This window comes from Rhizobium sp. ZW T2_16 (assembly GCF_044987325.1).
Classification (GTDB): Bacteria; Pseudomonadota; Alphaproteobacteria; order Rhizobiales; family Rhizobiaceae; genus Neorhizobium; species Neorhizobium cellulosilyticum.
The window spans coordinates 599,576-625,543 of sequence record NZ_JBJDRG010000002.1; the positions used below are offsets into that span (position 1 = coordinate 599,576).

The following is a 25,968-nucleotide window of genomic DNA, read 5'->3' on the forward strand; positions in this document are numbered from 1 at the left end:
GTCGGCTACCGGGTACATGGCTCAAACCTTCCCCGCAAACCGGTCCGTCGCGCGGATCAGCCGGTCGGTGATCCCCGGCTCGGACACGGCGTGGCCGGAACCTTCGACGATGTGGAAATCCGCATCCGTCCAGACCTTGGACAGCTGCCAGGCATATTTGAGCGGGCAGGGCATGTCGTAGCGGCCGTGCACGATGACGCCGGGAATGCCGGCAAGCTTCGTCGCATCCCGCAACAACTGGCCTTCATCCAGCCAGCCGGCATTGATGAAGAAATGGTTTTCGATCCGCGCAAAGGCGAGCGCGAAATGGTCCTCGTCGTGTTTCGAGGCGAGGTCCGGTTCCGGCAGAAGCGTGATGGTCGAGCCTTCCCACACGCTCCATGCCTTGGCGCAGGCGATCTGCTCGGCTCGGTCATTGCCGGTAAGGCGGCGGTGATAGGCGGCCATCATCTCATGACGCTCCGCTTCCGGAATGGGGGCGATGAAGGCCTCCCATTTGTCGGGAAACATTTCCGAGACGCCGAACTGATAGTACCAGTCGAGCTCCGGCTTCGTCAGCGTATAGACGCCGCGCAAAAGAAGCTCGGTGACGCGATCCGGATGCGTTTCGGCATAGGCGAGTGCCAGTGTCGAACCCCAGGAGCCGCCGAACACCTGCCATTGGTCGACGCCGACCATTTCGCGGAGCCGCTCGATATCGGCTACCAGATGCCATGTCGTATTGGCTTCAAGCCCCGCATGCGGCGTCGAGCGGCCGCAGCCGCGCTGATCGAACAGGAGGATGTCGTAAAGTTCCGGATCGAACAGCCGTGCCTGGATCGAAGTGATCCCGCCGCCCGGTCCGCCGTGAAGGAAGACGACGGGTTTTGCACCCTTGTGACCATGGCGTTCCCAGTAGATCACATGCCCGTCGCCGACATCCAGCGTGCCGGTGACGTATGGGATGGAGACGGGATAGAGCGTGCGCAGAATGTCGGTCACAGATGCAAGCCTTTCTCGGGCCAGTTCTCGGTATCGTGGTCGGGATGCTGGAAGGAGATGATCTGCTCCTGCCGGTCGTAATAATCGACGTCGCCATGCACCGGCGCGTCGAAGATCTTTTCGACCCAGGGCAGCTTGAACGCGTGGTTGACCTGAACCTGCGGCGCCAGATCATCGCGCTCGTCGAAGGCGCCGATGGCAATCTCGATGCCTTGCGGGTGGCGATAGGTCAGCGGCGTGCCGCAACGCTTGCAGAAGCCGCGGTCGATATTGACCGACGACTGGAAATAGGTCGGCTCGCCGCGGGTCCATTCGACACCATCCTGCGGTGCCGAGACAAGCGGCCCGAAAAAGCCGCCAAATGCTTTCTGGCACATGCGGCAATGGCAGATCGAGGCACGGCCAAGCTTGCCATGGATCCTGAAGCGCACGGCGCCGCACTGGCATCCGCCGGTTCTCGGGGCGTCTGATCTCGTCGTCTCGCTCATGCATCATCCTCCTTGGTGGTTCCACCTGAGGCCGGAACCGGTTGCCATGTGTCCGTATCGTGGTCGGGATGCTGGTTGGAAACGATATCGGCAAGGAAGGGGGCTTCCGCGATATCGTCCATCGTATGATGCGCCGGCAGTGCGCCGAGGTGATCGACGAACGGCACCTTCGCCTCGACGCCATACTGGATCGATGGCGGCAGCGCCGAAGGATCGTCCAGCGCACCGGCCGATACGGCAATCCCGTCGGCAGCCTCATAGGTGAGCGGCGTGCCGCAATTGCCGCAGAAACCGCGAACGACATGGTTCGACGACGGAAACTGTTTCGGCGCTCCGCGCGTCCAGCGAAAGCTTGCGCCGCGGGTCGAGATCAGCGGCGCGTAATAGGCGCCGAACGCCTTCTGGCACATGCGACAGTGACAGATCGACGACTGGCTCGGCTTGCCTTCTATGACGAAGCGGACCGCACCGCACTGGCAGCCGCCGGTATGGAGATGATGGGTCAAATCCAGAACTCCGATCCGGTCTTCGGCCAATGTTGCGTATCGTGGTCGGGATGCTGCCGGCTGCTTCTGGCAATTTCGACGGCCTGTTGCGGCGTCGTATCCATGCCGGGTTCATGGGGCAGGCTTTCAAGCTCTGCGAACCACGGCATCTTGCGCGCAAGGTTGGTCTGCATGTCCGGCTTGACGCTTTCCGGAGCATCGAGGGAGCCGAGCGTGATGCTGACATGATCGTGCCCGCCGTCATAGAACAGCGGCGTGCCGCAATCGCGACAGAAACCGCGCCGCACGGTGTCGGAAGACTGGAACCATGCCGGCTCGCCGCGGGTCAGCGTGAAGTTCTCATGCTTCACCCCGCCGAACGGCATGAAATAGTTGCCGGCCGCCTTCTGGCACATCCGGCAATGGCAGACATGCGGAAAGCCGATCTCGCCTTCTGCGCGGTAGCGGATGGCGCCACATTGGCAGCCGCCGGTATGGATCTGGGTCATGGCGCAGCCTCCTCCAACCAGTTTTCAACCCTTAGTCCGTCGACGCGGGAAAACTCGCGAATGTTATTGGTGACGAGCGTGAGGTCGAGCGATCTTGCATGAGCGGCGATGAAGAGGTCGACTGGCCCGATCAAGGCGCCTTTTGCTGTCAGATCGTTGCGGATCGACGCGTAATGGAAAGTTGAAACATCCTCGTAGGGAGCGACAGCCAGCCGCCTGATCAGCGCCTCGACAAGATCTATAAGTCTTGCCGAGGCTCTTTTTTCGGCCCCGTAACGAAGTTCGGAAGCTACCAACGAGCTGATGCAGCACAACGAACTTACGTTGAACATGCGTTGCGCGACAGGGCCATCCGGATGACGGATGATCTCGGAAGCAATATTCGTGTCGAGCATGTAGCGCCAGTCCGTGGTCACCGGTCGGCATCCTTGAAGATGTCGGTTTCCTTCGCGTGAGGCTGATCCTCATCGACATCGGGAAATTCCTCATCCCAGGGCTCAATGCTTGTCAGCCATTCGCGAAAGTCATCTTTTTGGCTGACCGGCTCGATCACGAGCCGATCACCTTCCTTGCGCATGACTGCTTCTTCGCCAGCCATCTCGAACTCCGCCGGGATCACGACCGCCTGAGCGCCGCCGTTGCGGAAGAATTTTACATGACGCTCTGCATTCCGTTCGGCACCCATGTCTTCCTCCTTGACGTTTGGTTGCAGCATAGGGCCGCTCGCCCGGAAGCTGCAAGCCTACCGCTTCAGCTCCCATGTCGTGACCCGCTCGCCGGTTGCCGCGTCCTTGCCGTCCTTCAGCTGGATGCCCTTGGCCGAAAGCTCATCGCGGATCTTGTCGGCTTCGGCAAAGTTCTTCGCCTTCAGCATTTCAAGCCGCATCGCGACAAGCGCATCGACGGCACCCGCAAGCGCTTCATCGACTTCCGTTTTCTTCGGGAGCACACCGAGAAGTGCGGCACTGGCTGCAAACATCGGCAACAGCGTCCTGTCGGCATTGGCTTCCTGCGCCAGCGCGTGGATGCGCTGTACGGAGGCCACCGTGTTCAGATCATCGGCAAGCGCTTCGAGCACGATCGGGCAGGGCTCGGTGCCTGCCGGGATCTCGGACAGATCGACCGCCGGCCACTTGGCCAGAAGCCTTTCTGCTTCCTCGAGCCGCTTCACCGAAAAGTCGATCGGTTCGCGGTAATGCGTCATCAGCATGGCAAGCCGCAGCACCTCGCCCGGCCACTTGCGGCCGCCGAAAGTGTCGGTCTCCAGAAGCTGGTTGATGGTGATGAAGTTGCCGTCGGATTTCGACATCTTCTTGCCTTCGACCTGCACGAAGCCGTTATGCATCCAGACATTCGCCATGACTTCGGTGCCATGGGCGCAGCGCGACTGGGCGATCTCGTTTTCGTGGTGCGGGAAGATCAGATCCAGGCCGCCGCCATGGATGTCGAACACCTCGCCGAGATAACGGCCGCTCATCGCCGAGCATTCGATATGCCAGCCCGGACGCCCACGACCCCAGGGGCTCTCCCAGCCGGGTTCGTTATGGGAGGAAAGCTTCCACAAGACAAAGTCACCGGGGTTCTTCTTGTGCGCATCGACGGCGACGCGGGCGCCGGCCTGCTGCTCGTCGAGCGGGCGTTTGGAAAGCTGGCCGTAATCGGTCATCGACTTGGTGTCGAAAAGCACTTCGCCTTCCGCCACATAGGCATGGCCGCGGGCGATCAGCTTTTCGATGATCTCGATCATCTGTGAAATATTGTCGGTGGCGCGCGGTTCGACAGTCGGCTCGAGGCAGCCCAGCGCCGCGACATCGGCATGGAACTGTTTTGCCGTCTTTTCCGTCACCGCATGGATTGCCTCGTTGAGGGCCAGATGCGGAAAGTCGCGCAGGGCACGGGCGTTGATCTTGTCGTCGACGTCGGTGATGTTGCGGGCATAGGTGACATGAGCGTCGCCGTAGACATGCTTCAAAAGCCGAAACAGCACGTCGAACACGATGACCGGGCGGGCATTGCCGATATGGGCGAAATCATAGACGGTCGGACCGCAGACATACATGCGCACGTTATCGGCATCGATCGGCTGGAACGCCGATTTCTTGCGGATCAAGGTATTGTATAGCTTGAGCGTGGCGCTCATCGAAAAATTCTCCCAACGTCAACAAGACATGCCGCAACCGGTACCGGACCGGGGCGTTTGTCTTCAAGGCTTTTCGAGAGACGAAAACGGCCGGACCAGCGCGAACGCTAGCGGATAATGTTCCCACAAATGGAAATCGTCGTTTTCATGGGCTCGGTTATGGCGTGCGTCGGCTGTTTGGTCAAGAGTGGAAGAGCCGTGCGGTCAGCGGGACATATGGCGCACGATCGCCTTGGCGAGCATCGGCCCGGTCAGCACCACGACCAGGAAGCGGCCGATCTGCATTGCCATCACGAAGGGCACGTCGACATTGGTCGATGCGGCGATGATGGCGACCGAATCGGCACCACCGGGGCTGGTCGCCAGATAGGCCGTCAGTGGATCGATGCCGGCGAAAAATACCAGCATGGCGGCAAAGCCGCTGCAGATGAGAAGAAGGCAGGCAATCGAGCCGAGCACGCGCAGGAAGTTGCGTGCCGCGTAAGTGACGACCTCGCGTGTGAACCGCCCGCCGACCGCCCAGCCAACCAGGGCATAGGCAATGGCAAGCATCCATGGTGCAAGCACCAGCGGCATGCCGAAGCCGAACTTGGCGACAAGACAGCCGGCCAGCGGCCCGAGCAGTGCTGCTCCGGGAATACGCATCAGGCCGCAGATCCAGGCCGAGCCGAAGGCGACAGCCAGCGTCGCAAGGACAGAAAGAGGCGAAAGGGCAGGGAACCACTCGACGCTTTGCGAGTCGGCCGGCGTCACGCCGAAGAGACGCGCCACCATGGTCGCGGCAAGCGCCACGCAGACGACGCGCAAATACTGCATGAAGGCGACGAGCCGCATGTCGCCGCCATAGCTTTCGGACATCAGCACCATGACCGAGGCGGCACCGGGCGAAGAACCCCATATTGCCGTCGTGCCCGGAAAGATCTGCGCCCTGACCATCAGCGCGCCGAGCGACGCAGAAGCGATCACGGTTGCGAGGATGCCGACTGCGAAGACCGGCCACTGCGCCGCAAGCTCCGAGAAGATCGACGGCGGCATGTTGGCCGCGATCATCACGCCGATGATCGCCTGCGCGCCGTTGAACGCCACCTTCGGCATGCGGAAACTCATGCCCGAAAGCGCCATGGCGATAGCCATTGCCATCGGGCCGAGCAGCAATGCGGCCGGCAGATGCATGAGTTCGAGAAGCCAGCCGAGGAGCAGCGAACCTGCAATAAGGACCAGCCAGCGCGCCGCCGGCGGCAACGCCGCGACCCGCCTCAGCCAGCGGTGGTTTGACGACACATCGTCGGGCTCCTCGGACATCGGGCGATCAGTCAAGTGAAAGGCCTGCCGTGGTGGTTACGCGTGCGATGCGCGGGAAGATGAATTTGAAAGCCATGTCATGCAATTCGGCGGCAACGCCGGTTGATGCGTCCTCCACGACAACCATGTTGTAGCCGTGCTCCCAGCCGGCGCGGACCGTCGATTCAACGCCGAAATTGGTAGCGATACCTCCGACCACGATGGTTTGAATGCCACGCCGACGAAGCTTGACGTCGAGATCTGTGCCGTGAAAGGCGCCCCATTGATGCTTGGTCACGGTGAGATCTCCCGGCTGCTGCAGGCCTTCGGCCAGCACCGTCCAGTCCTCCGGATAGTTGCGGCCGGCGGCGGTATCGGTGAGGCCGCGCGGCGCATCGCCAAAATCCGGGCCGAAATCGACATTGACCAAAACCACAGGTGCATCCGCCTTGCGGAAGGCATCCGCCAGTTGGCGGCCCTTGGCGAGAACATCGGCGCTGGCATGCGGCGCCGTGTTCATGGCGAGAATACCCTTCTGCAGATCGATGAGAACGAGCGCGGTGGTTTTAGGATCGAGTGCGAGCATAGGATGTCTTTCGGCGAGGAAGCGCGAGTGCGTGCAAGATGAACTGCAGGCCGGATCGGCAGGGCGGCGAGGGAAATCCGCGACGGGATGACGAGAGGTCTGCACCATGTTATGCGAGGATGTACTCGCATAACTCCTATTTGAGGATCGCCTCGCAAATGTCAACCGCGAAGCCGCCAAAGGCGGTGGAACCCAAGCGCAAACGTGGTCATGAACGTGTGGCGACAATCGTCGAGACGGCGATCGGCCTGTTTGCCACGCACGGCTATCGAGCCGTGACCATGTCGGAAGTGGCCGCGCAATCGGGCACGGCGATCGGCTCGCTCTACCGCTTCTTTCCGACAAAGGATGCGCTCGCCCAGGCGATCATGGACCGTTATGGCGCGCATCTTACCGACGAGCTGGAAAAGGTGGTGGCGATCGCTTCAACTGCATCGGTGCGGGACGTGGCTCAGGCGCTGGTGGCGATGATGCGCGGATTGCAGACGGAGAGGGCGGCGGCCCTGGTTCTGGCCGATGCCCGCGAGGATGGTTCCCTTCGCCGCGCCGGCCTGCGCAGCCAGATGCTGGAAAAGCTGACGGCGGTCCTGGCGTTGATCGACGGCAGCCCTATGCCCGCCGACATCGACCAGCGCGCCTGGATGCTGCTTTATGCGTTGAAAGCGATCAGGCAGTTCGATCAGGAACATCCGGCGCTGTCTAAACGGCTGATTGACGATGCCTGCCTGCTGATCGAGCCGCTTGTGGCGGCGGGCCTTACGAAAACCGGATAAGAAAAGACAAGCCCGTCTTCAGCGCGTGACCGACCCTCCGCGCATCTGCCTGCGGATGAGATAGGCGAGAGCAGTGAGTATGACTGCAATCGCGGCGATGGCGATAAGCATATGGAGATGCAGCTTCAATCGCCCGAACAACATCTCAACCGCATTGCCGAACAGATAACCGATCGAGGTGATCAGCACGGCCCAGACCACGGCCGCGATGAAATTGAGGATAACGAAGCGAAGTGCCGGCACCGAACTTAGCCCGATTGCAATCGGGCTGACCGTTCGCATGCCGTAGATGAAGCGAAAGGCGAGGATGAAGCCGGTCGGATGGGCTTCGAGAAGCTGACTGACCTTCTGCGCCGCATCGGTTTTCAGGAAGCGTTGAACCAGCGCCAGCCGGTTGGCATAACGCCCGGCGAAGAACCACGCCTGATCCGCCGCAAATGAACCGATTGCTGCAGCCGTCGCCGCTTCCCACCAGGACATGAAATGCCGGTGCGCAAAGACCCCGCCCAAAAAGACCGCCGTCTCGCCCTCGAAGGCTGCGCCTAAAAACACGGCGAGCACGCCATATTGGGAAATCAGATGTTCAAGCGAGAAATGTTCGAACGGCAAGGACAAGTCTCCGGCATGGCACGATGCTTCAGGTCTGCTCCTTCAAGTTAGGGGAGCCGCAGCCAAAGTCATGCCGGATCTTATCGCCCTGTGCTTTCTTCACTCCGGCAGCCGGTAATCGACGAAGCGGTTTTCGCGCACGACGAACAGCCGGCCGCTGTCGATCGTTTCGGGTGAAGCGAGCGGAAGGATCTTTGCGGCGACCTCTGACGGATGCGGCAGGGTTTCCGGGTCTTCGCCAGGCATGGCCTGGGCGCGCATGGCGGTGCGGGTGGCGCCCGGGTTGACCATGTTGATCTTGAGCGGCGTGTGCGCCATTTCCTCGGCCCAGATCCTGCCCATGGTCTCGACCGCGGCCTTCGACATCGCATAGGCACCCCAGAACGCGCGCGGATTGGTGGCAACGCCCGACGAAAGCAGGATGGCGCGGCCAGCATCAGACTTGACCAGCAGCGGCTCCAGAGAGCGGACCAGCCGCCACATGGACGTGACATTGGTGGTCATGACACGATCGAAGGTCTTCGCTTCAACATGGGCGACCGGTGCGATGACGCCGAGAATGCCGGCATTGGCGACGAGAATGTCGAGCTTGCCCCAGCGCTCATAGATCGACGCCCCCAGCCTGTCGATTGCGTCCATGTCGGAAAGATCGAAGGGAACGAGTGTGGCCGAGCCGCCGGCGGCCTTGATCACGTCATCCAGTTCTTCCAGCCCGCCGACCGTGCGAGCGCAGGCAATCACATGCGCGCCGGCTTTTGCCAGTTCAATCGCCGTGAAATAGCCGATGCCGCGCGATGCGCCGGTGACAAGCGCAATCCTGCCTTTGAGATCGATGGTCATGTTTCCCGCCCCGCTTAGACAATCTGATTTTGAGGCCAAAAAAGAAGGCCGCGTTTCCGCAGCCTTCTAGAATGTTTATCGGTTGTTGGAAACCGGTCTTCGCGTCCGGCTCAACCGTTGCTGGCGAGTAGCGAGACCTTGCGACCGACCGCTTCGCCGTCCTTGTCGAGAAGGCGGGTCGGATAATCGCCGGTGAAATAGTGGTCGGTGAACTGCGGACGTGCGTCGTTGCGGTCCTCGCCGCCGACGGCCTGGTAGAGACCGTTGATCGACAGGAATTCGAGGCTGTCACAGCCGATATATTTGCACATCGCTTCCAGGCTTTCATACTGGTTGGCGAGCAGCTTTTCCCGGTCCGGCGTGTCGATGCCGTAGAAGTCGGGATAATAGATCATCGGGCTGGCAACACGCAGATGCACTTCCTTTGCGCCGGCATCGCGGATCATCTGCACGATCTTGAGAGACGTGGTGCCGCGAACGACCGAATCGTCGACCAGTACGACGCGCTTGCCTTCGATCATCGCCCGGTTGGCGGAATGCTTCAGCTTCACGCCGAAGGCGCGGATCTGCTGCGTCGGCTCGATGAAGGTACGACCGACATAGTGGTTGCGGATGATGCCGTATTCGAACGGAATGCCGCTCTGTTGAGCATAACCGAGCGCTGCCGGTGTGCCGCCATCGGGAACCGGCACGACGACATCGGCATCGACCGGAGCTTCCTTAGCGAGGTTGATGCCCATGTTCTTGCGGGCAACATAGACCGAGCGGCCGCCGACGACCGAATCCGGACGGGCGAAATAAACATATTCGAACAGGCACAGGCGTTCCGGCTGACCGTTGCCGGCCTTGCGGGCGTCGATGCTGATCGAACCGTCCGGCTGCGTTTCGCAGATGATGACTTCTCCGTTTTCGACGTCACGGACGAACTTGGCGCCGATAATGTCGAGGGCGCAGCTTTCCGAGGCGAAGACCGGCTTGCCGTCGAGTTCGCCCATGACCAGCGGACGAATGCCCGTGGGATCGCGCGCTGCAATCAGCTTGGTGCGGGTCATCGCCAGCATCGAATAACCGCCCTCCATCTGGCGGACCGCATCGATGAAGCGGTCGGCAGTGGAGGAATAACGGGAGCGGGCGATGAGGTGCAGGACGACTTCGGTATCGGAAGTAGACTGACAGATGGCGCCACCGGCGATCAGCTGACGGCGAAGCGTCAGGCCGTTGGTGAAATTGCCGTTATGGGCGATCGCGATACCGCCGACTTCCAGTTCGGCAAACAGCGGCTGCACGTTGCGGAGCGCCACTTCGCCGGTCGTCGAATAACGGACGTGGCCGATGGAGATGTTGCCGGGCAGCTTGGCGAGCGTTGCCGGGTCCGTATAATGGTCGCCGACGAGGCCCATGCGGCGTTCCGAATGGAAGCGCAGGCCGTCGAAGGAAACGATACCGGCAGCTTCCTGGCCACGATGCTGAAGGGCATGCAGACCAAGCGCCGTCAGCGTTGCCGCATCCGGGTGCCCGAGGATGCCGAACACGCCGCATTCTTCATGCAGCGTATCGTCTTCCCACTCATTGGAGTGGTTGATGTCGAAGGATTGTGAAGCCGACTGGTCCATCGTGAGCCTGTGCCCTTGATCTTAAAATGGAAAGGCCGGCCGGGGAGTTTTCGTCCCCGGTGCCAGCCCGCTCTCTACCTGAATTCAAGTCATACCACAAATGGTGACGAATTGCGCTGCATCAAGCGCAACACAGCGTCAATTATTTGTAGCAGGTGCGTCGCCTACCGGCGGCAGTTCCTGGCCGGGCTGAACATCGGCCGGCGCTTCTTCCTTGCCGGTGATGCGCGCGCGGATCTGCGGCTCGATATCCTCGGGCAATACGGCTTCAAGACGGCCGACAAGCGTATCGAGGAAAGGCTTCGACTTGGCGTCCACCACCCAGGTCGGCTGCGCCTTGACTGGCACCAGCCAGTTCCAGAAGGCCGTTGCGATGACGAGTAGCAGGATGCCGCGGGCAGCCCCGAAGAGGAAGCCGAGCGTACGGTCCAGCGCGCCGATGCGGCTGTCGATGATGAAATCAGCAATCCGCGAGGTGATGAAGGAGATCACGATCAGCGCGATCAGAAAGATCACGCCTGCAGAGGCGGCAATCGCGATACGGTGATCGGACGTGTATTTTTCCGCATAAGGCACAGCCAGCGGATAAAGATAATAGGCGGCGGCAACCGAGCCGGCCCAGCTGGCGATCGACAGCACTTCGCGGGAAAAGCCGCGGACCATGGCAAGCACCGCAGAAAACAGGGTGACGCCGATGACAATACCGTCGAAGATCGTAATGGGCATGTAAACTCTACTCCAGAACCTGCCGTTCCACACCTGCCGGAGGAACCGGCATTTTCGCCCGGCATTCCAGCATTGGGCGCAGTGTCTTACATCAGCCAACTCATTAACGGAAGATCAATCATCTTCTCCGGCATTTTCATGGCCTTTCCCCAGTTTCTTGGCGGATCCGGCAATGCGGGCGACAAGATCGGGAAGGTCCTCGATCATCGTCCAGCGGGCGCTGCCGTTCTTCGGCAGTTCCGCCGAGGTGGCAGGCAGCATGGCGCCGGCAAAGCCGAGTTTTTCCGCTTCCTTCAGGCGCTGGGATGTCTGCGACACCGGGCGTACGGCGCCTGAAAGGCTGATTTCGCCGAAGAAAACACAATCGGCAGGCAAAGCCGCGCCGGCAAGCGAGGAGACGAGCGCCGATGCGATCGCCATGTCGGCTGCCGGTTCCGAAATGCGGTAGCCGCCTGCGACATTGAGATAGACATCGTGCTGGCCGAGCCTGACCCCGCAATGGGCTTCGAGCACGGCAAGGATCATTGCCAGACGCGAACTGTCCCAGCCGACCACGGCGCGGCGCGGCGTGCCGAGCGAAGTGGCTGCTACAAGCGCCTGTACCTCGACCAGAACCGGCCGTGTGCCTTCCATGCCGGCAAAGACGGCGGCACCCGGAGATTTGGCATTGCGCTCGCCGAGAAACAGTTCGGACGGGTTGGAAACATCGCGCAAGCCGTTATCGGACATTTCGAACACGCCGATTTCGTCGGTCGGCCCGAAACGGTTCTTGACCGTTCTGAGGATGCGATAGTGATGGCCGCGATCGCCCTCGAAATAAAGCACGGCATCGACCATGTGCTCGACGACGCGCGGACCGGCGATCTGGCCTTCCTTCGTCACATGCCCGACGAGAACCATGGCGGCACCCGTCTGCTTGGCAAAGCGGATCATTGCCTGCACGCCGGTGCGCACCTGGGTGACGGTGCCAGGGGCCGAATCTGCCGTATCGCTCCAGAGCGTCTGGATGGAATCGATGATCACCAAATCGGGGCGTTTGCCTTCGGAAATTGTGGCAAGGATGTCTTCCACATTGGTTTCCGCAGCAAGCAGCACGTCCGAATCCGCTGCACCGAGGCGCTGGGCGCGCAGGCGCACCTGGGCCACCGCCTCTTCGCCCGAGACATAGATGATCCGGTGGCCGCGGCGTGAAAGTGCTGCTGCCGCCTGCATCAGCAGCGTCGACTTGCCGATGCCGGGGTCGCCCCCAATCAGCACGGCGGAGCCGCGCACGAAACCGCCACCGGTGGCGCGGTCGAGTTCGGAGATGCCGGTGAAAATACGCGGTGCCTGTTCGGTTTCGCCCGACAGCGTGGTCAACGCAACGGCACGGCCCTTCTTCGGGGCCTTGCCGGGACCGCCGCCGATGCCGCCCATCGGGTCTTCCTCGACGATCGTGTTCCACTCGCCGCAGCCGTCGCACTTGCCGGCCCAGCGGCTATGCACCGTGCCGCAGTTCTGGCACACGAATTGGGTTTTGGTTTTTGCCATAGATTTGATCGCCGCCTTGAATATCTCGGATACCCGCAAGAACAAAAGCGGAACCAATGGCCTTTTAAGCGAAACTGGCGGGTGATGACAAGACGGCGGTGATATCAATCGTCCGGATAAATGTAGCGCCGTTCATAACGCAGCCCGAGCGCGGTCAGAAGTTCGTAACCGATCGTGCCGCCGGCGCGTGCGGTGTCGTCGAGTGCGATGTTCGGGCCGAACAGTTCGATATAGTCACCGGTGCGGATTTCGTTTTCGGGTACGTCGGTCACGTCGAAGATCGTCAGATCCATCGTGACCCGGCCGATCACGGGCACGCGCCTGTTGGCGATGAAGCCAAAAGCGCCGGGTGCGCCTCCAGCCCGAAGCGGTACGCCGGAACCTGACAGCGAACGCAGGTAGCCGTCGGCATAACCGGCCGACACAACGGCAAGCCTGCTGTTGCGCGACAGCTGATGGGTGGCGCCGTAGCTGACGGTCGAACCGGACGGCGCATCACGGATCTGGATGATGCGTGCCTCCGCCTTGGCCACGGGTTTAAGCGCCTTCATGCCGTTGACCGCCTCGCCGCCATAGGCGGCAATGCCGGGACGGGTGAGGTCGAAGTGATATTCCGGGCCGAGAAAGATGCCTGCGGAAGCAGACAGACTTGTCGGAACGCCTTCGAAAGCCGCAGCAACCCGTTGGAAAGACTCAAGCTGTGATCGGTTGAGCGGAGAGGCCGGCGAATCGCCGCTGTGAAGATGCGACATGACGAGAACGGGTGAGAAACTTGCCGGCCGCGAGACATCCTCGGCAAAGGCGATCGCTTCTTCCGCGGGAAGGCCGAGCCGGTTGAAGCCGGTATCGATATGTAGCGCACAAGGATGGTCGCCATGTTCGGCGGTGACCGACATCCAGAAGGCCAGCTGTTCCTCGGAGATGATCACCGGGACCAGATCGTTTTCGTAAAACATCCGTTCCTGGCCCGGCCATATGCCGGAAAGCACGTAGATGCGGGCATCCGGCGCGTAGGTGCGCAAGGTTACGCCTTCCTGCACCGCGGCAACGAAGAAATCCCGTGCGCCGGCTTCATAGAGCGCGGTACCGCAATCCTCAAGCCCGAGACCATAGGCATCCGCCTTGACGACTGCGGCGGTTGAAGCCTTTCCACAGCGGCGCGCCATTTCCTTCCAGTTGTCGACAAGTGCGCCGAGATCGACCGTCAATCTCACGGGCGCGATATCGAAATCATCCGGATAGGTTTCGTCGCTGTCAAAATCGGTCTGTTCTGTCATGGCGGTCTCAATTGAATATGCTTTTGAAAGGCGGAGTGGCCGATCCTAACCTTTTTGCCGGCTGGAAAAAGGCCGCGGGTGAAGAATAAGGTTCTCCGTACAGGCTTTTGACACCACAATAATAGTGCAGCAATCCTAGGGTCGGTGTCCGGCTGCGACAGCCGGACGGCTTCATATCCTGTGGACAGAAGCGTAGCTTAGATGCTGTATTCGAACAGCATCTGAAGGCGCTCCATGGCTGTACCCGGTTCCAGGCAGGAACTTCTTGCGGCGATCTCCACGACCTTCAACAGGCTTTGGGACGATCTTGCCAGCGTTCCGAAGGTCCGGGCGAGAGAGGCATCCATGCAGGGCCACATGGCAGGCTCGATGATGAGCCCGGCGGATCTCGTCGCATACCTCATCGGCTGGAACGAACTGGTGCTGAAATGGCTCGATCGGGATGACCGGGGTGAAGCGGTCGATTTTCCGGAGATGGGGTTCAAGTGGAACGAACTGGGGCCGCTTGCCCAAAAATTCTATGCAGACCATGACGCACTGGACTGGCCCGAGCGGTTGGAACGACTGAGGACGGTGAAAGAGCAACTGGTCTCGACAATCAGCAACCGGTCAGATGACGAGCTTTACGGCAAAGGCTGGTACGGCAAGTGGACCAAGGGGCGCATGATCCAGTTCAACACCGCGTCGCCCTATGCCAATGCAAGAGCGCGCATTCGCAAATGGCTGAAGGCCCAGGAGTGCGCGTAGCAACGCCGATGACCCATTCTTGCTGCATGCGACCCTATGACAGCGGTAGATTGGTGCGATTTCGGCTGCGGTTGTTTGCTGCCTCTGCGGGAAATTGCTACCCCATTCCCGCACATGGTGCGGCCGACATCCGTTGACCGCATGGGAACAAGGGCAGCATCTGTTGAACCCGACCGCCCCCGCGACTGTGAGCGGCGAGCTTTGCGAAACACCACTGTGGCCTCGCGCCATGGGAAGGTTCGACAAGGCATCGACCCGCGAGTCAGGAGACCGACCGTGTGTATCTTATCAATCAACGACCGTCGGGTGTGACGGACAGGAGCACATATGCATATCGAACCGGGCCTCGTAGACGGGGCCAAAATCATTCTGAGCTACGCCACTGCAGCAGGGGCGGGACTTTTCACGTTGAAGTTGGCGCGAGACACGATCCGGCAACAGGGTCTCGCATCATTGGCCGCGCGTACGGCCATCACCGCTGTAGCAGTCTTTTCCTTCTTCGAACTTCTGCCGCATTATGCGGTCGGCGTGTCCGAGGTGCATTTCATTCTCGGATCGACATTGTTCCTGCTGTTCGGCGCAGCACCGGCGGCAATCGGGCTGGCGCTTGGTCTGGCGATACAGGGACTGTTCTTTGCGCCGGCCGACCTGCCGCAGTTTGGAATGAACGTCACGACGCTGCTGGTGCCGTTGTTTGCGGTGAAAGCGCTGGCGGATCGTATCATTTCGCCAGGCACGGCCTATGTCGATCTCACCTATAGGCAGGCGCTCCAGCTATCGACCGCCTATCAGGCCGGTGTCGTCGCCTGGGTGGCTTTCTGGGCCTTTTATGGTGCCGGTTTCGCAAGCGAAAATCTTGTGGCGATCGGCACGTTCGGTATTGCCTATATGTCGATCGTGCTGATCGAGCCGCTGGCGGACCTGGCCGTACTTGCCATCGCCAAGACCCTGAATGCTCTGAACGGTTCAGGCTTCGTTACGCGACGGCTTTACAACGCGGCCTGAGTTAGCCCGCGACTCTCAGCCTCGCCGGTGTACTGCCGGCGAGGCTGTTCGATCACGGTTCTTCGTATTGCGTGAAGCTCGGCTCGGCGAGGTCCGCAAAGCGCGTGAATTCGGACTGGAAGGCGAGCTTGACCGTGCCAGTCGGTCCGTGACGCTGCTTGGCGATGATGACGTCGGCCGTACCCTTGACGCGCTCCATATGTGCTTCCCATTCCGGGTATTTCGGATCGGCCAAGTCGCGGGGCTCCATGTTCTTTACATAATATTCCTCACGGAACACGAAGAGCACGACGTCGGCATCCTGCTCGATCGAGCCTGATTCGCGAAGGTCGGAAAGCTGCGGGCGTTTGTCTTCACGGCTTTCGACACCGCGCGATAGCTGTGACAGCGCGATGATCGGCACGTTGAGTTCCTTGCCGAGCGCCTTCAGACCCGTGGTGATCTGGGTGATTTCCTGCACGCGGTTTTCACCCGACTTGCCCGAACCGGTCATCAGCTGGATATAGTCGACCACCAGGCAATCGAGGCCGCGCTGGCGCTTCAGGCGGCGGGCGCGCGCCGATAGCTGGGCGATCGAGATACCACCGGTCTGGTCGATAAACAGCGGCACCTTCTGCATCATTTGGCTACAGGCGACCAGCTTTTCGAAATCGGCCTCGGTAATGTCACCGCGACGGATCTTTGACGACGAAACTTCCGTCTGCTCGGAGATGATACGGGTGGCCAGCTGTTCGGACGACATTTCGAGCGAGTAAAAGCCGACGACGCCGCCATTCTTGGCCTTGAACGAGCCATCGGGGGCGATTTCCTGCTCGTAAGCCGCGGCGATGTTGTAGGCGATATTGGTGGCAAGCGAGGTCTTGCCCATACCGGGGCGTCCTGCGAGCACGATCAAGTCGGAGCGCTGCAAGCCGCCCATCTTGCCGTCGAGCGACATGATGCCGGTTGAGATACCAGAGAGCTGGCCGTCACGCTCGAAAGCCTGGCCCGCCATGTCGATGGCGATCGCAACAGCATCGTTGAACGACTGGAAGCCGCCGTCGTAACGGCCGGTTTCCGCCAGTTCGAAAAGGCGGCGTTCGGTATCCTCGATCTGGCTTTGCGGCGGCATGTCGAGCGGCGCATCATAGGCGATGTTGACGACATCTTCGCCAATGGTGATCAGCGCCCGGCGAAGCGCCAGGTCGTAGATCGCCCGACCGTAGTCTTCCGCATTGATGATAGAGACGGCATCGGCGGCAAGACGTGCGAGATACTGCGCAACAGTCAGGTCACCCACCTTGTCATCGGCCGGAAGAAAGGTCTTCAGCGTGATCGGGTTGGCAGTCTTGCCCATGCGGATGATGTCGCCGGCAACCTCGTAAATCTTGCGATGCAGCGGTTCGTAGAGATGCGGCGGCTTCAAGAAATCCGAGACGCGGTAATAGGCGTCGTTGTTGACCAGGATCGCGCCGAGCAGCGCCTGTTCCGCCTCGATATTGTTCGGCGCCTCGCGATAGTGCGGCGCTGCATCCTTGTTGCTGAGCGACCCCATGTTGCGCGGAACTTCGTTCATGATCTTCTACCCGTCCTGTCCGTTCAAGGCCTCGGTTCTAGTGATAACTGGACCGCACCGAAACCGTGCATTTTGCCTTCGGATGTTACCCACAGATATCCACAGCGGGCGTCATTTACGCGAAACAAAAAACGTAATGAAGCGACAAATCCGGTTGACTGTGCCTCATTCGGGCCGACGTCGCAGGAGTGGTGCGAACAGGCCGCGACTCACCGGAGCAAACGCTATCTTACCCGCAAAAAGAGACAAAAAAACGCCCGGCCTTCGTGAGGCCGGGCGCTGTCGCAGACGAATCTGCGAGAGGTCTATTATTCTTCGTCGCCGTCGCGGTCAGCTTCCGGATCGAAGAAGTCTTCCGGGCGCAGTGCGTCTTCGTCAACGCCGTAGATGGCGTCAGCGGAGGTGAGGCTTTCGCCCTGTGCCTGACGTTCTGCTTCTTCGGCCGAACGGGCAACGTTGACCGAGATCTGGATCTCGACTTCCGAATGCAGGTGGAGCGTTACTTCGTGCAGGCCGATTGCCTTGATCGGGTGGTTCAGGTCGACCTGGTTGCGGCCGACGTTAAAGCCTTCTGCAGCCAGTGCGTCCATCACGTCGCGAGCAGCAACAGAACCGTAGAGCTGACCGGTTTCGCCAGCCGAACGAACGATGACGAAGGTCTTGCCGGCGAGTGCGTCGGCAACCGTCTGGGCTTCGCCCTTGCGCTCGAGGTTACGAGCTTCGAGCGTTGCGCGCTCGTTTTCGAAGCGCTTCTTGTTGGCTTCGTTGGAGCGAAGTGCCTTGCCCTGCGGCAGCAGGAAGTTACGAGCGTAACCATCGCGAACCTTTACGGTTTCGCCCATCTGGCCGAGCTTCGGTACGCGTTCAAGCAGGATGACTTGCATGTTGGAGTTCCTTTCTAGTTCTCAATTGTCTGGATTGGTTGTGTTCTGATCCGTGCTGCCCTTTGCCGGCGTCAGCGCGATGGTCCGGCGGGTGTCCGTGAGACCGAGAGCGAGGATCGCGAAGGCAGGAATGACGAGCATGGAGGAGAGGTATGCGAGCACGAGGACCGGCAGGCGCCAGTCCTTGCCCTGACTGCGGAAATGGATGGCGGCGAAACCCGACATCAGGAAACCTGCGCCGAATGTACCGCAGATTGTGGCGCCGATCATTGCCGGTACGCCGCCCAGAAAGGTCATGACGATGCCGGCGAGGAAAATGTAGATCGCATGGCGGTTCATGCGCAGCGCCGACGGCATGTCTTCACGCGGGCGAAGCGCGCGGCCCGAGCGCGAGACGATGCGCATGGCGAAATAGAAGGCTGCAAACAGCAGGATGACCCATATGCCGCCCTGAACCATCGGCAACGTGAGCAGCATCGTGCTTTTCAATTGCCCGATATCGGCAGCGGTAAGCGACAGGCCGGGTTCCTGCGTCTGCAGCGCGGAGCCGAGCACGTCGACGATCTGCCCGACAAGTTCCGGTCCGTAACCGATGGCGACGCCAAGCGCGATGACGGCGATCGTCACGAGGCCGCACAGATGCAGCAGGATGTCGGAGATCGGATACCAGGCGAGCAGATTGTCGGGGCCACCGAGTTCGGAGGCCGGACGCGCCAGATTGGCGAGATGCGACAGCCAGCCGGCCGGGATCAGCGTAAAGATCGCCATGGTGACGGCGAAGATCGGCGAGATGAGAACTGCGCCGAGAATGCCCGACGTGACGATGCCGGTAATGGCTGCGCGGTTACCCCAGCCAAGGCCGGCGATGAAGATCGGAAGAGCAGAGGCGGCATAAAGAACGGCGGCAAAAGACGATTGCGTGCCGGCACCCATCACGAGGAGGGTGGCAACGACGCCGGCCAGAATGCCGGTGGGCAGCACTGTCTGTGTCTTGTTCATTACGCTCTCGCTGTCCTGCCGGATGAAGCAGTTAGGGGACGGGCCTGAATCACTTTCACAGGCACTTCATCCCCAACATGGGGTTTGTAGTTCGTTTCCGATCCGCGCCCAACGCGGAAGGGAGTAGACCCGCTGATTTTTGATCAGCGGGTCCGGTATCAATTACGATACGACGTACGGCAGCAGGCCGAGGAAACGGGCGCGCTTGATGGCCTGGGCCAGTTCGCGCTGCTTCTTCTGGGAAACTGCGGTGATACGCGAAGGAACGATCTTGCCGCGCTCGGAAATGTAGCGCTGCAGGAGACGAACGTCTTTGTAATCGATCTTCGGTGCGTTTGCGCCCGAGAAGGGGCAGGTCTTGCGACGACGATGGAAAGGACGGCGTGCCGGGGACGAGGATACGTCAGCCATTGTGTTTTCTCCTTGAGGCCCAGATTAGGATTCGCGCGGAGCGGACGGGCGCGGTGCGCGCTCGAAGCCGCCTTCACGCGGAGGACGATCGCCGAATTCGCGGCGCGGGCCACGATCGCCGAAGTCACGGCGCGGGCCACGATCGTCACGCGGACGGTCGTCACGGTCACGCTTCTGCATCATGGCAGACGGGCCTTCTTCGTGCTTCTCGACGGAAAGCGTCATGTAGCGAAGAACGTCTTCGTTGATGCGCATCTGACGTTCCATTTCGTGCACGGCAGCAGCCGGAGCATCGATGTCCATCAGGGCGTAGTGAGCCTTGCGGTTCTTCTTCATGCGGTACGTCAGGGACTTGAGGCCCCAGTTTTCGACGCGCCCGACCTTGCCGCCGTTAGCTTCGATGACACCCTTGTACTGTTCGACGAGGGCATCAACCTGCTGAGCGGACATATCCTGCCGGGCAAGGAATACGTGTTCGTAAAGAGCCATGTAAGCTTTGCCTTTTCTTGCGGTTGTTTTGCACCCGGGTTCGGCGGCTAAGCCTCAACGACTGCTCCTGATGGCCAAAAGGCCGGCAAGAAAAGTTGTTGTTTCGAGACGGTCGAGAGCGGAGACACGGGAGGCCGGAACGCTTTCGTCCCTGAGGCTCGCCTGAGCGAACCTGCCCTCCGTACAGCCACCAGCCAGAAGACCGGGTGTTTCGAACAGGGCGGCTTATACGGATTTTTAGGCGAAAGGCAAGGGGCGATCATTTTCCGTCACAAAACAACTGCCCGGTAATGCCTTCTCCATCGCTTGTTTCGCCTGAAAACGTATAGGAGTTCTGTTTCAGAAGCTGCTCAAGGTAACCCGTGCAGCGTTTGTGCTGTACATATTCGGATTGGGTTATGTAGTTACCGTAACAGCCTATCTGGGGCCATACCTTTTTCAGGGCGACGTGCCCCGACTGCATTCCCTTCACGCTGATCCAGCGATTGTTTGGCGACATTCCCGTCTGCAGAACGCCACTTGGCATATAGGGCTTCATGAATTCGATCAGCTTCTGCTCCAGCCGGGCCAGTTCCTCGTCACCGGGCTTCTTGTTGAAATAGCAGATTGGATAGGAGCGTGTGACAACGGGTGCCTGGGCCGCGGTGTTTTCGCCGCAGGAGCAACGGGTGCCTTTGCCCGCTTCGGGCATGTCGGCCGCCTCGGTCGCAGAGGTGGCCGACAATATCAAGACAACGACTTTCGCCAGCAAACGCATCTTTGCGAACCTCAGTCGAGGAGCTTTTCTGTCGCGATTTTCAGCAGCTTGTTTTTTCTTTTTTCGGCAGATGTATCTACTGCAGAACTCCACGTTCCAAGGGATGAAATAGCCTTGTCATCGGGGCCGACCTCGTCGATGTAAGGGGATGCGGCAAGAGCAAACTCTTCAGCCCCATCGAAGAGCTTGTCGACCCTAAATCCGAGCAGCCGGGTATGTGCTGGATCGTCGAGAAAGGTGACGCTCTTCTTGTCTTCGGACTCGCGGGTGTTCAATTTGTAATCCGACATCGAACCGGACGTAGCCGGAATATTCATGCCGAAAACGGAAAATGAGCCGCTCGCCGACGCCGTGAATTTCGACCACTCGGAGAATGTCGACACCTTGTCGAAATGCAAGGTCAGCTCCAGGCCGCGGCCAAGGATTACGGAGGAGATGGCATGTCCGAGGAGACCGGCATAAATCGGATTTGCGGCAAGAACCTCGCGGATCCTCTTGTATGCAAAAACGCCCGACGAGAACCACGGGCCGCGATTGACCCAGTATTCCGCCAGATTCTCGAAAGCCATCCCGACCCTGTTGGTCGCCGCAATGGTTTCCTTGAGGTGGCTCTCGCTCGAGACACTGGCACTTGCCTTGAAAAAGAACCACTTCCGGGCCGTTCCGGAGGCGCTCCAGCTGACATCATGCTGGTGGGTCGCAGCCGCGGTCTTTTCGATCGACACGGAGCGCTTGCCGATATTTGTCAGGAATTTCGGTAGATATCCGGACGGACGGATTTCGACGGATGGCTCGAAATAGTTCAGGTTGTTGTAGATGTATGCCTGCCCCAATCGGATCGGGTCGTATTTGTTGATCTCTTCGAGTATCGGATCTTTTGGCCGCGGCATCAGATATTGGTCGAGCGTTGCGTATTTGAGCAGCGAGGATATGTGCCTCGCCTCCACATCCGGATATTGTGCGTCGCGCAGGATGTGCATGCGGACAAGGCCGTCAGAGATGATGTTCTTGTAATAGCTGATCTGTTCGGCGAAGTTATTCGTGTTGAAAAAAGCCGTTTGTTTGTCGAGGTAGTAGGCGTCATCTGCGGCGACGCCATTCTGCGTGGCATAGGAGTTCCAGGCGGTGAACATTGTCTGGTAGAAGAGCTGAAGTTCCTGCCGGCTTTGGCGGACTTCCCTGTCTATAAGGTCGATCTTGTCGACGATGTCTTGCCGCAGCGCGGTGTCCAGCTTGAATACGGCCTGTTTCAGAACTTCCGTGAAGAAGAATGAATACCTGTCGTTCGTGTTGGCTACACCCAGGGCGACGGGACCATATTCGGTGGGGGAAATCGTCACCGTCCTGTCGGCAAAGGCGCGGAAAACATATTCCGTGAACATCGGCGCCTGGGGAATGATGTCGAAGGTGACGAGGCTGCTGTTGAGCGCGATCTTTTGTTCCGTTTGCGGATTCAAGATCTCGTATAGTTGGCTGTAATACAGATCCACCGCGTTCGAAATCGGCGAATCTTCTGCTTTGATTTCGACGTTTACGTCTACCATGGCGTGATCCTCCCGTTATATGCAATCATAGATAATGGTTGCATATAGCTTGCGCAATCAATCATAGATTGCATAAAGAGGGGTCGCCAATTGTAGCGGGTTGAGTAGTCCTCGGGCACTTCCACGACACGACCGGCGACCTTGTCGTGGAGGTTGGCATGGGGTGGATCAGATCGGCATCGGGTACTGCCGGTGGATTTCGGCGATGTCTTTCATCACTTCATCGGAAAGCGAAACATCTGCCGCGCCGATATCCATCTTCAACTGCTCCATGGAGGTGGCGCCGATGATGGCTGCAGTCATAAAGGGGCGAGCGAGGCAGAAAGCCAGCGCCATCTGCGCGGCGTCGAGCCCATGTTTCGCTGCCACACCGACATAGGCCTTGACCGCTGGTTCCTGCTTCGGCTGCAGCCGCCCGCCCAGATCGGTATTGACGGTTGCGCGCGTGCCGGCGGGGCGGGCTCCGTTGAGATATTTACCGGTGAGCAGGCCGGCCGCCAGCGGCGAGTAGGCGAGCAGGCCCACATCTCCGTGATGGGCGACTTCGGCAAGGTCGAGATCGAAAGTACGGTAAAGCAGATTGTATTCGTTCTGGATCGACGCGACGCGCGGCAACGCTTTTTCTTCCGCCAGGCGTAGATATTGCATCGTACCCCAGGCGGTCTCGTTAGAAAGGCCGAGCGCGCGGATTTTTCCGGCCTTTACCAGATCATCCAGCGTCTGCAGCTTTTCGATAATGTCGGCGATGGACTTTTCTCGGTCCTGGGTCGAGGCGTCGAAGGTCCAGGAATTGCGGAAATGATAGTGGCTGCGGTTCGGCCAGTGGATCTGGTAAAGATCGATATAGTCGGTCTGCAGCCGCTTGAGGCTGGCATCGACCGCCTCGCGAATGGTCGCAGCCTCGATCGGGCGGCCCTCACGGATATGCGGACGACCGGCGCCGGCGATCTTGGTGGCAAGCACGATATCCCCGCGCTTGGCCCGTTTCTTCAGCCATGTGCCGATATACTGTTCGGTGCGGCCATAGGTTTCGGCGCTGACAGGCGTTGTCGGATAAAGTTCAGCCGTATCGAAAAAGTTGACGCCGTGTTCGACGGCATAATCCATCTGGGCATGCGCTTCGGCTTCGGTGTTCTGGGTGCCCCAGGTCATGGTGCCGAGGCAGATTTCGGACACGGAAAAGTCTGTGCGGCCGAGTTTGTTGTACTTCATCAATGCAGTCCTGGATGAGGAGGCCGGGAGGGAGGGGCCGGGAGTAAAGACAAGGCGGGGGACTTTAGCGCCCGGTTGATGAATCGCAAGGGCATCACGCGATCAACTTCGCGCCCCGGTCTCTATTTCGCCTCAAACCGCTTCGACAAACCACCGCTCCGGGCCGATTTGCTTTGGAATGGCAGGGCCGCCGCAGGGTGTTACCCTTGACTCTCAAGGTTCAAATGTGAATGGAGAGGCAAAACATAAGGGAAGGATTATCCCAATGAGCATTGCATTCACGTTTCCGGGTCAGGGTAGCCAGGCCGTCGGCATGGGCAAGGATCTCGCTGAAGCCTATCCGGAAGCCCGCGCGGTTTTCGAGGAAGTCGACGAGGCTCTCGGCCAGAAGCTCTCCGATATCATGTGGAATGGCCCGGAAGATACGCTGACGCTGACGGCAAACGCCCAGCCGGCGCTGATGGCCGTTTCGATCGCCACGATGCGCGTGCTCGAAGCCCGTGGGCTGAACCTTGCCGACAAGGTCGCTTATGTCGCCGGGCATTCGCTCGGTGAATATTCGGCGCTCTGTGCCGCCGGCACCTTCTCGCTGTCGGATACGGCAAAGCTTCTGCGCATCCGCGGTGATGCCATGCAGTCGGCCGTTCCGGTCGGACAGGGCGCCATGGCTGCGATCATCGGCCTCGAACACTCCGATGTCGACGCCATCTGCGCTGAAGCAAAGGCAGAAGGCGTCTGCCAGATCGCCAACGACAATGGCGGCGGACAGCTTGTCATCTCCGGCTCCAAGGCAGCTGTCGAAAAGGCAGCGGCCCTTGCGACCGAAAGGGGCGCCAAGCGCGCCATCATGCTTCCCGTATCCGCTCCCTTCCATTCCGACCTGATGGCGCCGGCCGCCGACGCCATGCGTCACGCGCTCGCCAAGGTCGAAAAGAAGAGCCCGGTCGTGCCGGTCGTTGCCAATGTGCGCGCCGCCCCGGTTTCCGATGCTGAAGAAATCGCGCAGCTGCTTGTTACCCAGGTTACCGGCCAGGTCCGCTGGCGCGAAACTGTCGAGTGGTTCGGTCAGAACGGCGTGACCACTCTCTATGAAATCGGCTCCGGCAAGGTGCTGACGGGGCTTGCCCGCCGCATCGACAAGAATATCTCTGGCGTAGCCGTCAACACCCCGGCCGATATCGACGCGGCAATCGCTGCCATTCTCGGCTGAAGAAAAGGATTTCGATATGTTTGATCTGACCGGCCGCAAGGCACTCGTCACCGGCGCTACCGGTGGCCTCGGCGAAGAGATCGCTCGCCTTCTCCATAAACAGGGCGCTGTCGTCGGCCTCCACGGTACCCGCGTCGAAAAGCTTGAGGCACTGGCCGCAGAACTCGGCGACCGCGTCCATATCTTCCCGGCCAACCTCTCCGATCGTGCCGAGGTCAAGGCGCTCGGCGAGAAGGCTGAGGAAGTTCTCGGCGGCGTCGATATTCTCGTCAACAATGCCGGCATCACCAAGGATGGCCTGTTCGTGCGCATGTCGGACGAGGACTGGGATGCGGTCCTGGAAGTCAACCTCACCTCGGTTTTCCGCCTGACGCGCGAGCTGACCCATCCGATGATGCGTCGCCGCCACGGCCGCATCATCAACATCACGTCGATCGTTGGCGTCACCGGCAATCCTGGCCAGACCAACTACTGTGCGTCTAAGGCCGGCATGATCGGCTTCTCCAAGTCGCTCGCCCAGGAAATCGCCACCCGTAACGTCACGGTCAACTGCGTGGCTCCAGGCTTCATCGAAAGCGCCATGACCGGCAAGCTGAACGACAAGCAGAAGGAAGCCATCATGGGCGCGATCCCGATGAAGCGCATGGGCGCCGGATCGGACATCGCAGCGGCGGTTCTCTATCTCGCTTCGGACGAGGCAGGCTACGTCACCGGCCAGACGCTTCACGTCAATGGTGGCATGGCAATGATCTGATTGCCGGGCTTTGTTCGTAAAACCAGTGGAGAACAAGGGTTCTGCGCTGTGGGAGGGAACAAATTCTGGCTTTTCGGAACAGTCAAACCGTGTTAATCGGGCCATGACTGTGAAAAGTCACCCTGAAATTCAGGTCGTCATATTGCGTGAGCAATGATGCACGGAACCGGAAAAGGGGTGGCGGGGTTTGCCGGCATCGGCACCCGATAAGGTGCAGTTGAAGGTTTAACAGGACGAGGATGCCTCAATGGGTATCCGGTGAAAGATAAAGGTCGAGGAAACCGACATGAGCGATATCGCAGAACGCGTTAAGAAAATTGTTATTGATCATCTCGGCGTTGATGCCGACAAGGTTGTTGAAGGCGCAAGCTTCATCGACGATCTGGGTGCGGATTCGCTCGACACCGTCGAACTGGTCATGGCGTTCGAAGAAGAGTTCGGCGTTGAAATCCCGGACGACGCTGCTGACTCGATCCTGACCGTCGGTGACGCGGTCAAGTTCATCGAGAAGGCACAGGCCTAATCGACGACATATCTGGGACGATTGCCCGCGTTTTGCGGGC

29 protein-coding genes and 1 riboswitch are annotated in these 25,968 nt (G+C 59.9%); of the genes, 6 read left to right on the top strand and 23 right to left on the bottom strand.

What is annotated here, in order from left to right; translation table 11 throughout:
- Nucleotides 1-21: 21 nt before the first annotated feature.
- The 9 genes from pip to ACI3K0_RS08545 form a co-directional block, all read right to left on the bottom strand.
- Nucleotides 22-981 (bottom strand): prolyl aminopeptidase, encoded by a 960-nt coding sequence (pip, locus tag ACI3K0_RS08505; protein ID WP_183827384.1) that lies wholly within the window; start codon nt 979-981, stop codon nt 22-24.
- Nucleotides 978-1,469 carry a GFA family protein gene (locus ACI3K0_RS08510; protein WP_183827381.1) on the bottom strand — a complete coding sequence of 164 codons (492 nt, stop codon included), beginning with the start codon at nt 1,467-1,469 and terminating at the stop codon, nt 978-980. The genes pip and ACI3K0_RS08510 overlap by 4 nt, the downstream gene beginning before the upstream one ends.
- On the bottom strand, nt 1,466-1,975 hold the full coding sequence (locus tag ACI3K0_RS08515) for a GFA family protein (RefSeq protein WP_246436310.1): 510 nt from the start codon (nt 1,973-1,975) through the stop codon (nt 1,466-1,468). Before ACI3K0_RS08515 ends, ACI3K0_RS08510 begins: the two co-directional genes overlap by 4 nt.
- Nucleotides 1,972-2,463 (bottom strand): GFA family protein, encoded by a 492-nt coding sequence (locus tag ACI3K0_RS08520; RefSeq protein WP_183827378.1) that lies wholly within the window; start codon nt 2,461-2,463, stop codon nt 1,972-1,974. Before ACI3K0_RS08520 ends, ACI3K0_RS08515 begins: the two co-directional genes overlap by 4 nt.
- Entirely contained in the window at nt 2,460-2,879 is a 420-nt protein-coding gene (locus tag ACI3K0_RS08525; RefSeq protein ID WP_343062587.1) for a type II toxin-antitoxin system VapC family toxin, read from the bottom strand. Before ACI3K0_RS08525 ends, ACI3K0_RS08520 begins: the two co-directional genes overlap by 4 nt.
- Complete coding sequence (locus ACI3K0_RS08530) at nt 2,876-3,148, bottom strand: antitoxin (protein WP_183827375.1); 273 nt, start codon at nt 3,146-3,148, stop codon at nt 2,876-2,878. The genes ACI3K0_RS08525 and ACI3K0_RS08530 overlap by 4 nt, the downstream gene beginning before the upstream one ends.
- A 57-nt stretch (nt 3,149-3,205) precedes the next feature.
- Nucleotides 3,206-4,603 carry a cysteine--tRNA ligase gene (gene cysS / locus ACI3K0_RS08535; RefSeq protein WP_404945248.1) on the bottom strand — a complete coding sequence of 466 codons (1,398 nt, stop codon included), beginning with the start codon at nt 4,601-4,603 and terminating at the stop codon, nt 3,206-3,208.
- 204 nt (nt 4,604-4,807) lie between these two features.
- Nucleotides 4,808-5,905, bottom strand: coding sequence for an AbrB family transcriptional regulator (locus ACI3K0_RS08540; protein WP_183827368.1), 1,098 nt, complete (start codon nt 5,903-5,905; stop codon nt 4,808-4,810).
- Between the two features lie 7 nt (nt 5,906-5,912).
- Nucleotides 5,913-6,470, bottom strand: coding sequence for a hydrolase (locus ACI3K0_RS08545; protein ID WP_404945249.1), 558 nt, complete (start codon nt 6,468-6,470; stop codon nt 5,913-5,915).
- Between the two features lie 158 nt (nt 6,471-6,628).
- Here ACI3K0_RS08545 and ACI3K0_RS08550 point away from each other — a divergent pair, with 158 nt between their 5' ends.
- Nucleotides 6,629-7,243, top strand: a complete 615-nt coding sequence (locus tag ACI3K0_RS08550; protein ID WP_183827362.1) for a TetR/AcrR family transcriptional regulator — start codon at nt 6,629-6,631, stop codon at nt 7,241-7,243.
- An 18-nt stretch (nt 7,244-7,261) separates the two neighbouring features.
- Here ACI3K0_RS08550 and ACI3K0_RS08555 read toward each other — a convergent pair whose 3' ends face one another.
- From ACI3K0_RS08555 to alr, 6 genes are all read right to left on the bottom strand, one after another.
- A complete protein-coding gene (locus ACI3K0_RS08555; RefSeq protein WP_246436308.1) occupies nt 7,262-7,852 on the bottom strand; it encodes a DedA family protein in 591 nt (196 codons plus the stop codon).
- A gap of 99 nt (nt 7,853-7,951) precedes the next feature.
- Nucleotides 7,952-8,692, bottom strand: a complete 741-nt coding sequence (locus tag ACI3K0_RS08560; protein WP_148145419.1) for an SDR family NAD(P)-dependent oxidoreductase — start codon at nt 8,690-8,692, stop codon at nt 7,952-7,954.
- Between the two features lie 110 nt (nt 8,693-8,802).
- On the bottom strand, nt 8,803-10,305 hold the full coding sequence (gene purF, locus ACI3K0_RS08565) for an amidophosphoribosyltransferase (protein ID WP_183827359.1): 1,503 nt from the start codon (nt 10,303-10,305) through the stop codon (nt 8,803-8,805).
- Nucleotides 10,306-10,443: 138 nt separating this feature from the next.
- On the bottom strand, nt 10,444-11,031 hold the full coding sequence (locus ACI3K0_RS08570) for a CvpA family protein (RefSeq protein ID WP_148145417.1): 588 nt from the start codon (nt 11,029-11,031) through the stop codon (nt 10,444-10,446).
- A gap of 114 nt (nt 11,032-11,145) precedes the next feature.
- Nucleotides 11,146-12,561: a DNA repair protein RadA gene (gene radA / locus ACI3K0_RS08575; protein WP_183827356.1), complete on the bottom strand. Its 1,416-nt coding sequence runs from the start codon at nt 12,559-12,561 to the stop codon at nt 11,146-11,148.
- 104 nt (nt 12,562-12,665) lie between these two features.
- Nucleotides 12,666-13,838, bottom strand: a complete 1,173-nt coding sequence (gene alr, locus ACI3K0_RS08580; protein WP_183827353.1) for an alanine racemase — start codon at nt 13,836-13,838, stop codon at nt 12,666-12,668.
- Between the two features lie 234 nt (nt 13,839-14,072).
- Between alr and ACI3K0_RS08585 the strand changes: the two genes are divergently transcribed.
- Nucleotides 14,073-14,585 (top strand): ClbS/DfsB family four-helix bundle protein, encoded by a 513-nt coding sequence (locus ACI3K0_RS08585; RefSeq protein WP_183827351.1) that lies wholly within the window; start codon nt 14,073-14,075, stop codon nt 14,583-14,585.
- Between the two features lie 98 nt (nt 14,586-14,683).
- A riboswitch (cobalamin riboswitch) is annotated at nt 14,684-14,879 on the top strand.
- Between the two features lie 33 nt (nt 14,880-14,912).
- On the top strand, nt 14,913-15,590 hold the full coding sequence (locus ACI3K0_RS08590) for an energy-coupling factor ABC transporter permease (protein WP_183827348.1): 678 nt from the start codon (nt 14,913-14,915) through the stop codon (nt 15,588-15,590).
- A gap of 52 nt (nt 15,591-15,642) precedes the next feature.
- On the opposite strand, the gene ACI3K0_RS08595 is transcribed toward ACI3K0_RS08590, so the two are convergent.
- The 8 genes from ACI3K0_RS08595 to ACI3K0_RS08630 form a co-directional block, all read right to left on the bottom strand.
- Nucleotides 15,643-17,145: a replicative DNA helicase gene (locus ACI3K0_RS08595; RefSeq protein ID WP_183827345.1), complete on the bottom strand. Its 1,503-nt coding sequence runs from the start codon at nt 17,143-17,145 to the stop codon at nt 15,643-15,645.
- A gap of 308 nt (nt 17,146-17,453) precedes the next feature.
- Nucleotides 17,454-18,029, bottom strand: a complete 576-nt coding sequence (rplI, locus tag ACI3K0_RS08600) for a 50S ribosomal protein L9 (RefSeq protein WP_148145411.1) — start codon at nt 18,027-18,029, stop codon at nt 17,454-17,456.
- Between the two features lie 21 nt (nt 18,030-18,050).
- Nucleotides 18,051-19,028 carry a DUF2232 domain-containing protein gene (locus ACI3K0_RS08605; RefSeq protein WP_183827342.1) on the bottom strand — a complete coding sequence of 326 codons (978 nt, stop codon included), beginning with the start codon at nt 19,026-19,028 and terminating at the stop codon, nt 18,051-18,053.
- 162 nt (nt 19,029-19,190) lie between these two features.
- A complete protein-coding gene (gene rpsR, locus ACI3K0_RS08610; RefSeq protein WP_112457119.1) occupies nt 19,191-19,439 on the bottom strand; it encodes a 30S ribosomal protein S18 in 249 nt (82 codons plus the stop codon).
- Nucleotides 19,440-19,463: 24 nt separating this feature from the next.
- Complete coding sequence (gene rpsF / locus ACI3K0_RS08615) at nt 19,464-19,928, bottom strand: 30S ribosomal protein S6 (protein WP_148145409.1); 465 nt, start codon at nt 19,926-19,928, stop codon at nt 19,464-19,466.
- Nucleotides 19,929-20,187: 259 nt separating this feature from the next.
- Entirely contained in the window at nt 20,188-20,685 is a 498-nt protein-coding gene (locus ACI3K0_RS08620) for a hypothetical protein (protein WP_183827339.1), read from the bottom strand.
- Nucleotides 20,686-20,696: 11 nt separating this feature from the next.
- On the bottom strand, nt 20,697-22,229 hold the full coding sequence (locus ACI3K0_RS08625) for a hypothetical protein (protein WP_404945250.1): 1,533 nt from the start codon (nt 22,227-22,229) through the stop codon (nt 20,697-20,699).
- 168 nt (nt 22,230-22,397) lie between these two features.
- Nucleotides 22,398-23,441, bottom strand: coding sequence for an aldo/keto reductase (locus ACI3K0_RS08630; RefSeq protein WP_183827333.1), 1,044 nt, complete (start codon nt 23,439-23,441; stop codon nt 22,398-22,400).
- A 265-nt stretch (nt 23,442-23,706) separates the two neighbouring features.
- Here ACI3K0_RS08630 and fabD point away from each other — a divergent pair, with 265 nt between their 5' ends.
- The 3 genes from fabD to ACI3K0_RS08645 all read left to right on the top strand — a co-directional run bounded on the left by fabD (nt 23,707) and on the right by ACI3K0_RS08645 (nt 25,928).
- The gene (gene fabD / locus ACI3K0_RS08635; protein WP_183827330.1) at nt 23,707-24,651 is read left to right on the top strand and encodes an ACP S-malonyltransferase; all 945 of its coding nucleotides are present in this window, start codon (nt 23,707-23,709) and stop codon (nt 24,649-24,651) included.
- 16 nt (nt 24,652-24,667) lie between these two features.
- Nucleotides 24,668-25,405: a 3-oxoacyl-[acyl-carrier-protein] reductase gene (gene fabG / locus ACI3K0_RS08640; RefSeq protein WP_148145404.1), complete on the top strand. Its 738-nt coding sequence runs from the start codon at nt 24,668-24,670 to the stop codon at nt 25,403-25,405.
- 286 nt (nt 25,406-25,691) lie between these two features.
- Entirely contained in the window at nt 25,692-25,928 is a 237-nt protein-coding gene (locus tag ACI3K0_RS08645; protein WP_003502080.1) for an acyl carrier protein, read from the top strand.
- Nucleotides 25,929-25,968 lie beyond the last annotated feature (40 nt).

Bases quoted from the DNA above. Each gene is read 5' to 3' on its own strand.
- ACI3K0_RS08510 (WP_183827381.1), bottom strand. From the start codon at position 1,469: ATGAGCGAGACGACGAGATCAGACGCCCCGAGAACCGGCGGATGCCAG.
- ACI3K0_RS08520 (WP_183827378.1), bottom strand. From the start codon at position 2,463: ATGACCCAGATCCATACCGGCGGCTGCCAATGTGGCGCCATCCGCTAC.
- ACI3K0_RS08530 (WP_183827375.1), bottom strand. From the start codon at position 3,148: ATGGGTGCCGAACGGAATGCAGAGCGTCATGTAAAATTCTTCCGCAAC.
- cysS (WP_404945248.1), bottom strand. From the start codon at position 4,603: ATGAGCGCCACGCTCAAGCTATACAATACCTTGATCCGCAAGAAATCG.
- ACI3K0_RS08540 (WP_183827368.1), bottom strand. From the start codon at position 5,905: ATGTCCGAGGAGCCCGACGATGTGTCGTCAAACCACCGCTGGCTGAGG.
- ACI3K0_RS08545 (WP_404945249.1), bottom strand. From the start codon at position 6,470: ATGCTCGCACTCGATCCTAAAACCACCGCGCTCGTTCTCATCGATCTG.
- ACI3K0_RS08550 (WP_183827362.1), top strand. From the start codon at position 6,629: ATGTCAACCGCGAAGCCGCCAAAGGCGGTGGAACCCAAGCGCAAACGT.
- ACI3K0_RS08560 (WP_148145419.1), bottom strand. From the start codon at position 8,692: ATGACCATCGATCTCAAAGGCAGGATTGCGCTTGTCACCGGCGCATCG.
- purF (WP_183827359.1), bottom strand. From the start codon at position 10,305: ATGGACCAGTCGGCTTCACAATCCTTCGACATCAACCACTCCAATGAG.
- ACI3K0_RS08570 (WP_148145417.1), bottom strand. From the start codon at position 11,031: ATGCCCATTACGATCTTCGACGGTATTGTCATCGGCGTCACCCTGTTT.
- radA (WP_183827356.1), bottom strand. From the start codon at position 12,561: ATGGCAAAAACCAAAACCCAATTCGTGTGCCAGAACTGCGGCACGGTG.
- alr (WP_183827353.1), bottom strand. From the start codon at position 13,838: ATGACAGAACAGACCGATTTTGACAGCGACGAAACCTATCCGGATGAT.
- ACI3K0_RS08585 (WP_183827351.1), top strand. From the start codon at position 14,073: ATGGCTGTACCCGGTTCCAGGCAGGAACTTCTTGCGGCGATCTCCACG.
- ACI3K0_RS08590 (WP_183827348.1), top strand. From the start codon at position 14,913: ATGCATATCGAACCGGGCCTCGTAGACGGGGCCAAAATCATTCTGAGC.
- ACI3K0_RS08595 (WP_183827345.1), bottom strand. From the start codon at position 17,145: ATGAACGAAGTTCCGCGCAACATGGGGTCGCTCAGCAACAAGGATGCA.
- rplI (WP_148145411.1), bottom strand. From the start codon at position 18,029: ATGCAAGTCATCCTGCTTGAACGCGTACCGAAGCTCGGCCAGATGGGC.
- ACI3K0_RS08605 (WP_183827342.1), bottom strand. From the start codon at position 19,028: ATGAACAAGACACAGACAGTGCTGCCCACCGGCATTCTGGCCGGCGTC.
- rpsR (WP_112457119.1), bottom strand. From the start codon at position 19,439: ATGGCTGACGTATCCTCGTCCCCGGCACGCCGTCCTTTCCATCGTCGT.
- rpsF (WP_148145409.1), bottom strand. From the start codon at position 19,928: ATGGCTCTTTACGAACACGTATTCCTTGCCCGGCAGGATATGTCCGCT.
- ACI3K0_RS08620 (WP_183827339.1), bottom strand. From the start codon at position 20,685: ATGCGTTTGCTGGCGAAAGTCGTTGTCTTGATATTGTCGGCCACCTCT.
- ACI3K0_RS08625 (WP_404945250.1), bottom strand. From the start codon at position 22,229: ATGGTAGACGTAAACGTCGAAATCAAAGCAGAAGATTCGCCGATTTCG.
- ACI3K0_RS08630 (WP_183827333.1), bottom strand. From the start codon at position 23,441: ATGAAGTACAACAAACTCGGCCGCACAGACTTTTCCGTGTCCGAAATC.
- fabD (WP_183827330.1), top strand. From the start codon at position 23,707: ATGAGCATTGCATTCACGTTTCCGGGTCAGGGTAGCCAGGCCGTCGGC.
- fabG (WP_148145404.1), top strand. From the start codon at position 24,668: ATGTTTGATCTGACCGGCCGCAAGGCACTCGTCACCGGCGCTACCGGT.
- ACI3K0_RS08645 (WP_003502080.1), top strand. From the start codon at position 25,692: ATGAGCGATATCGCAGAACGCGTTAAGAAAATTGTTATTGATCATCTC.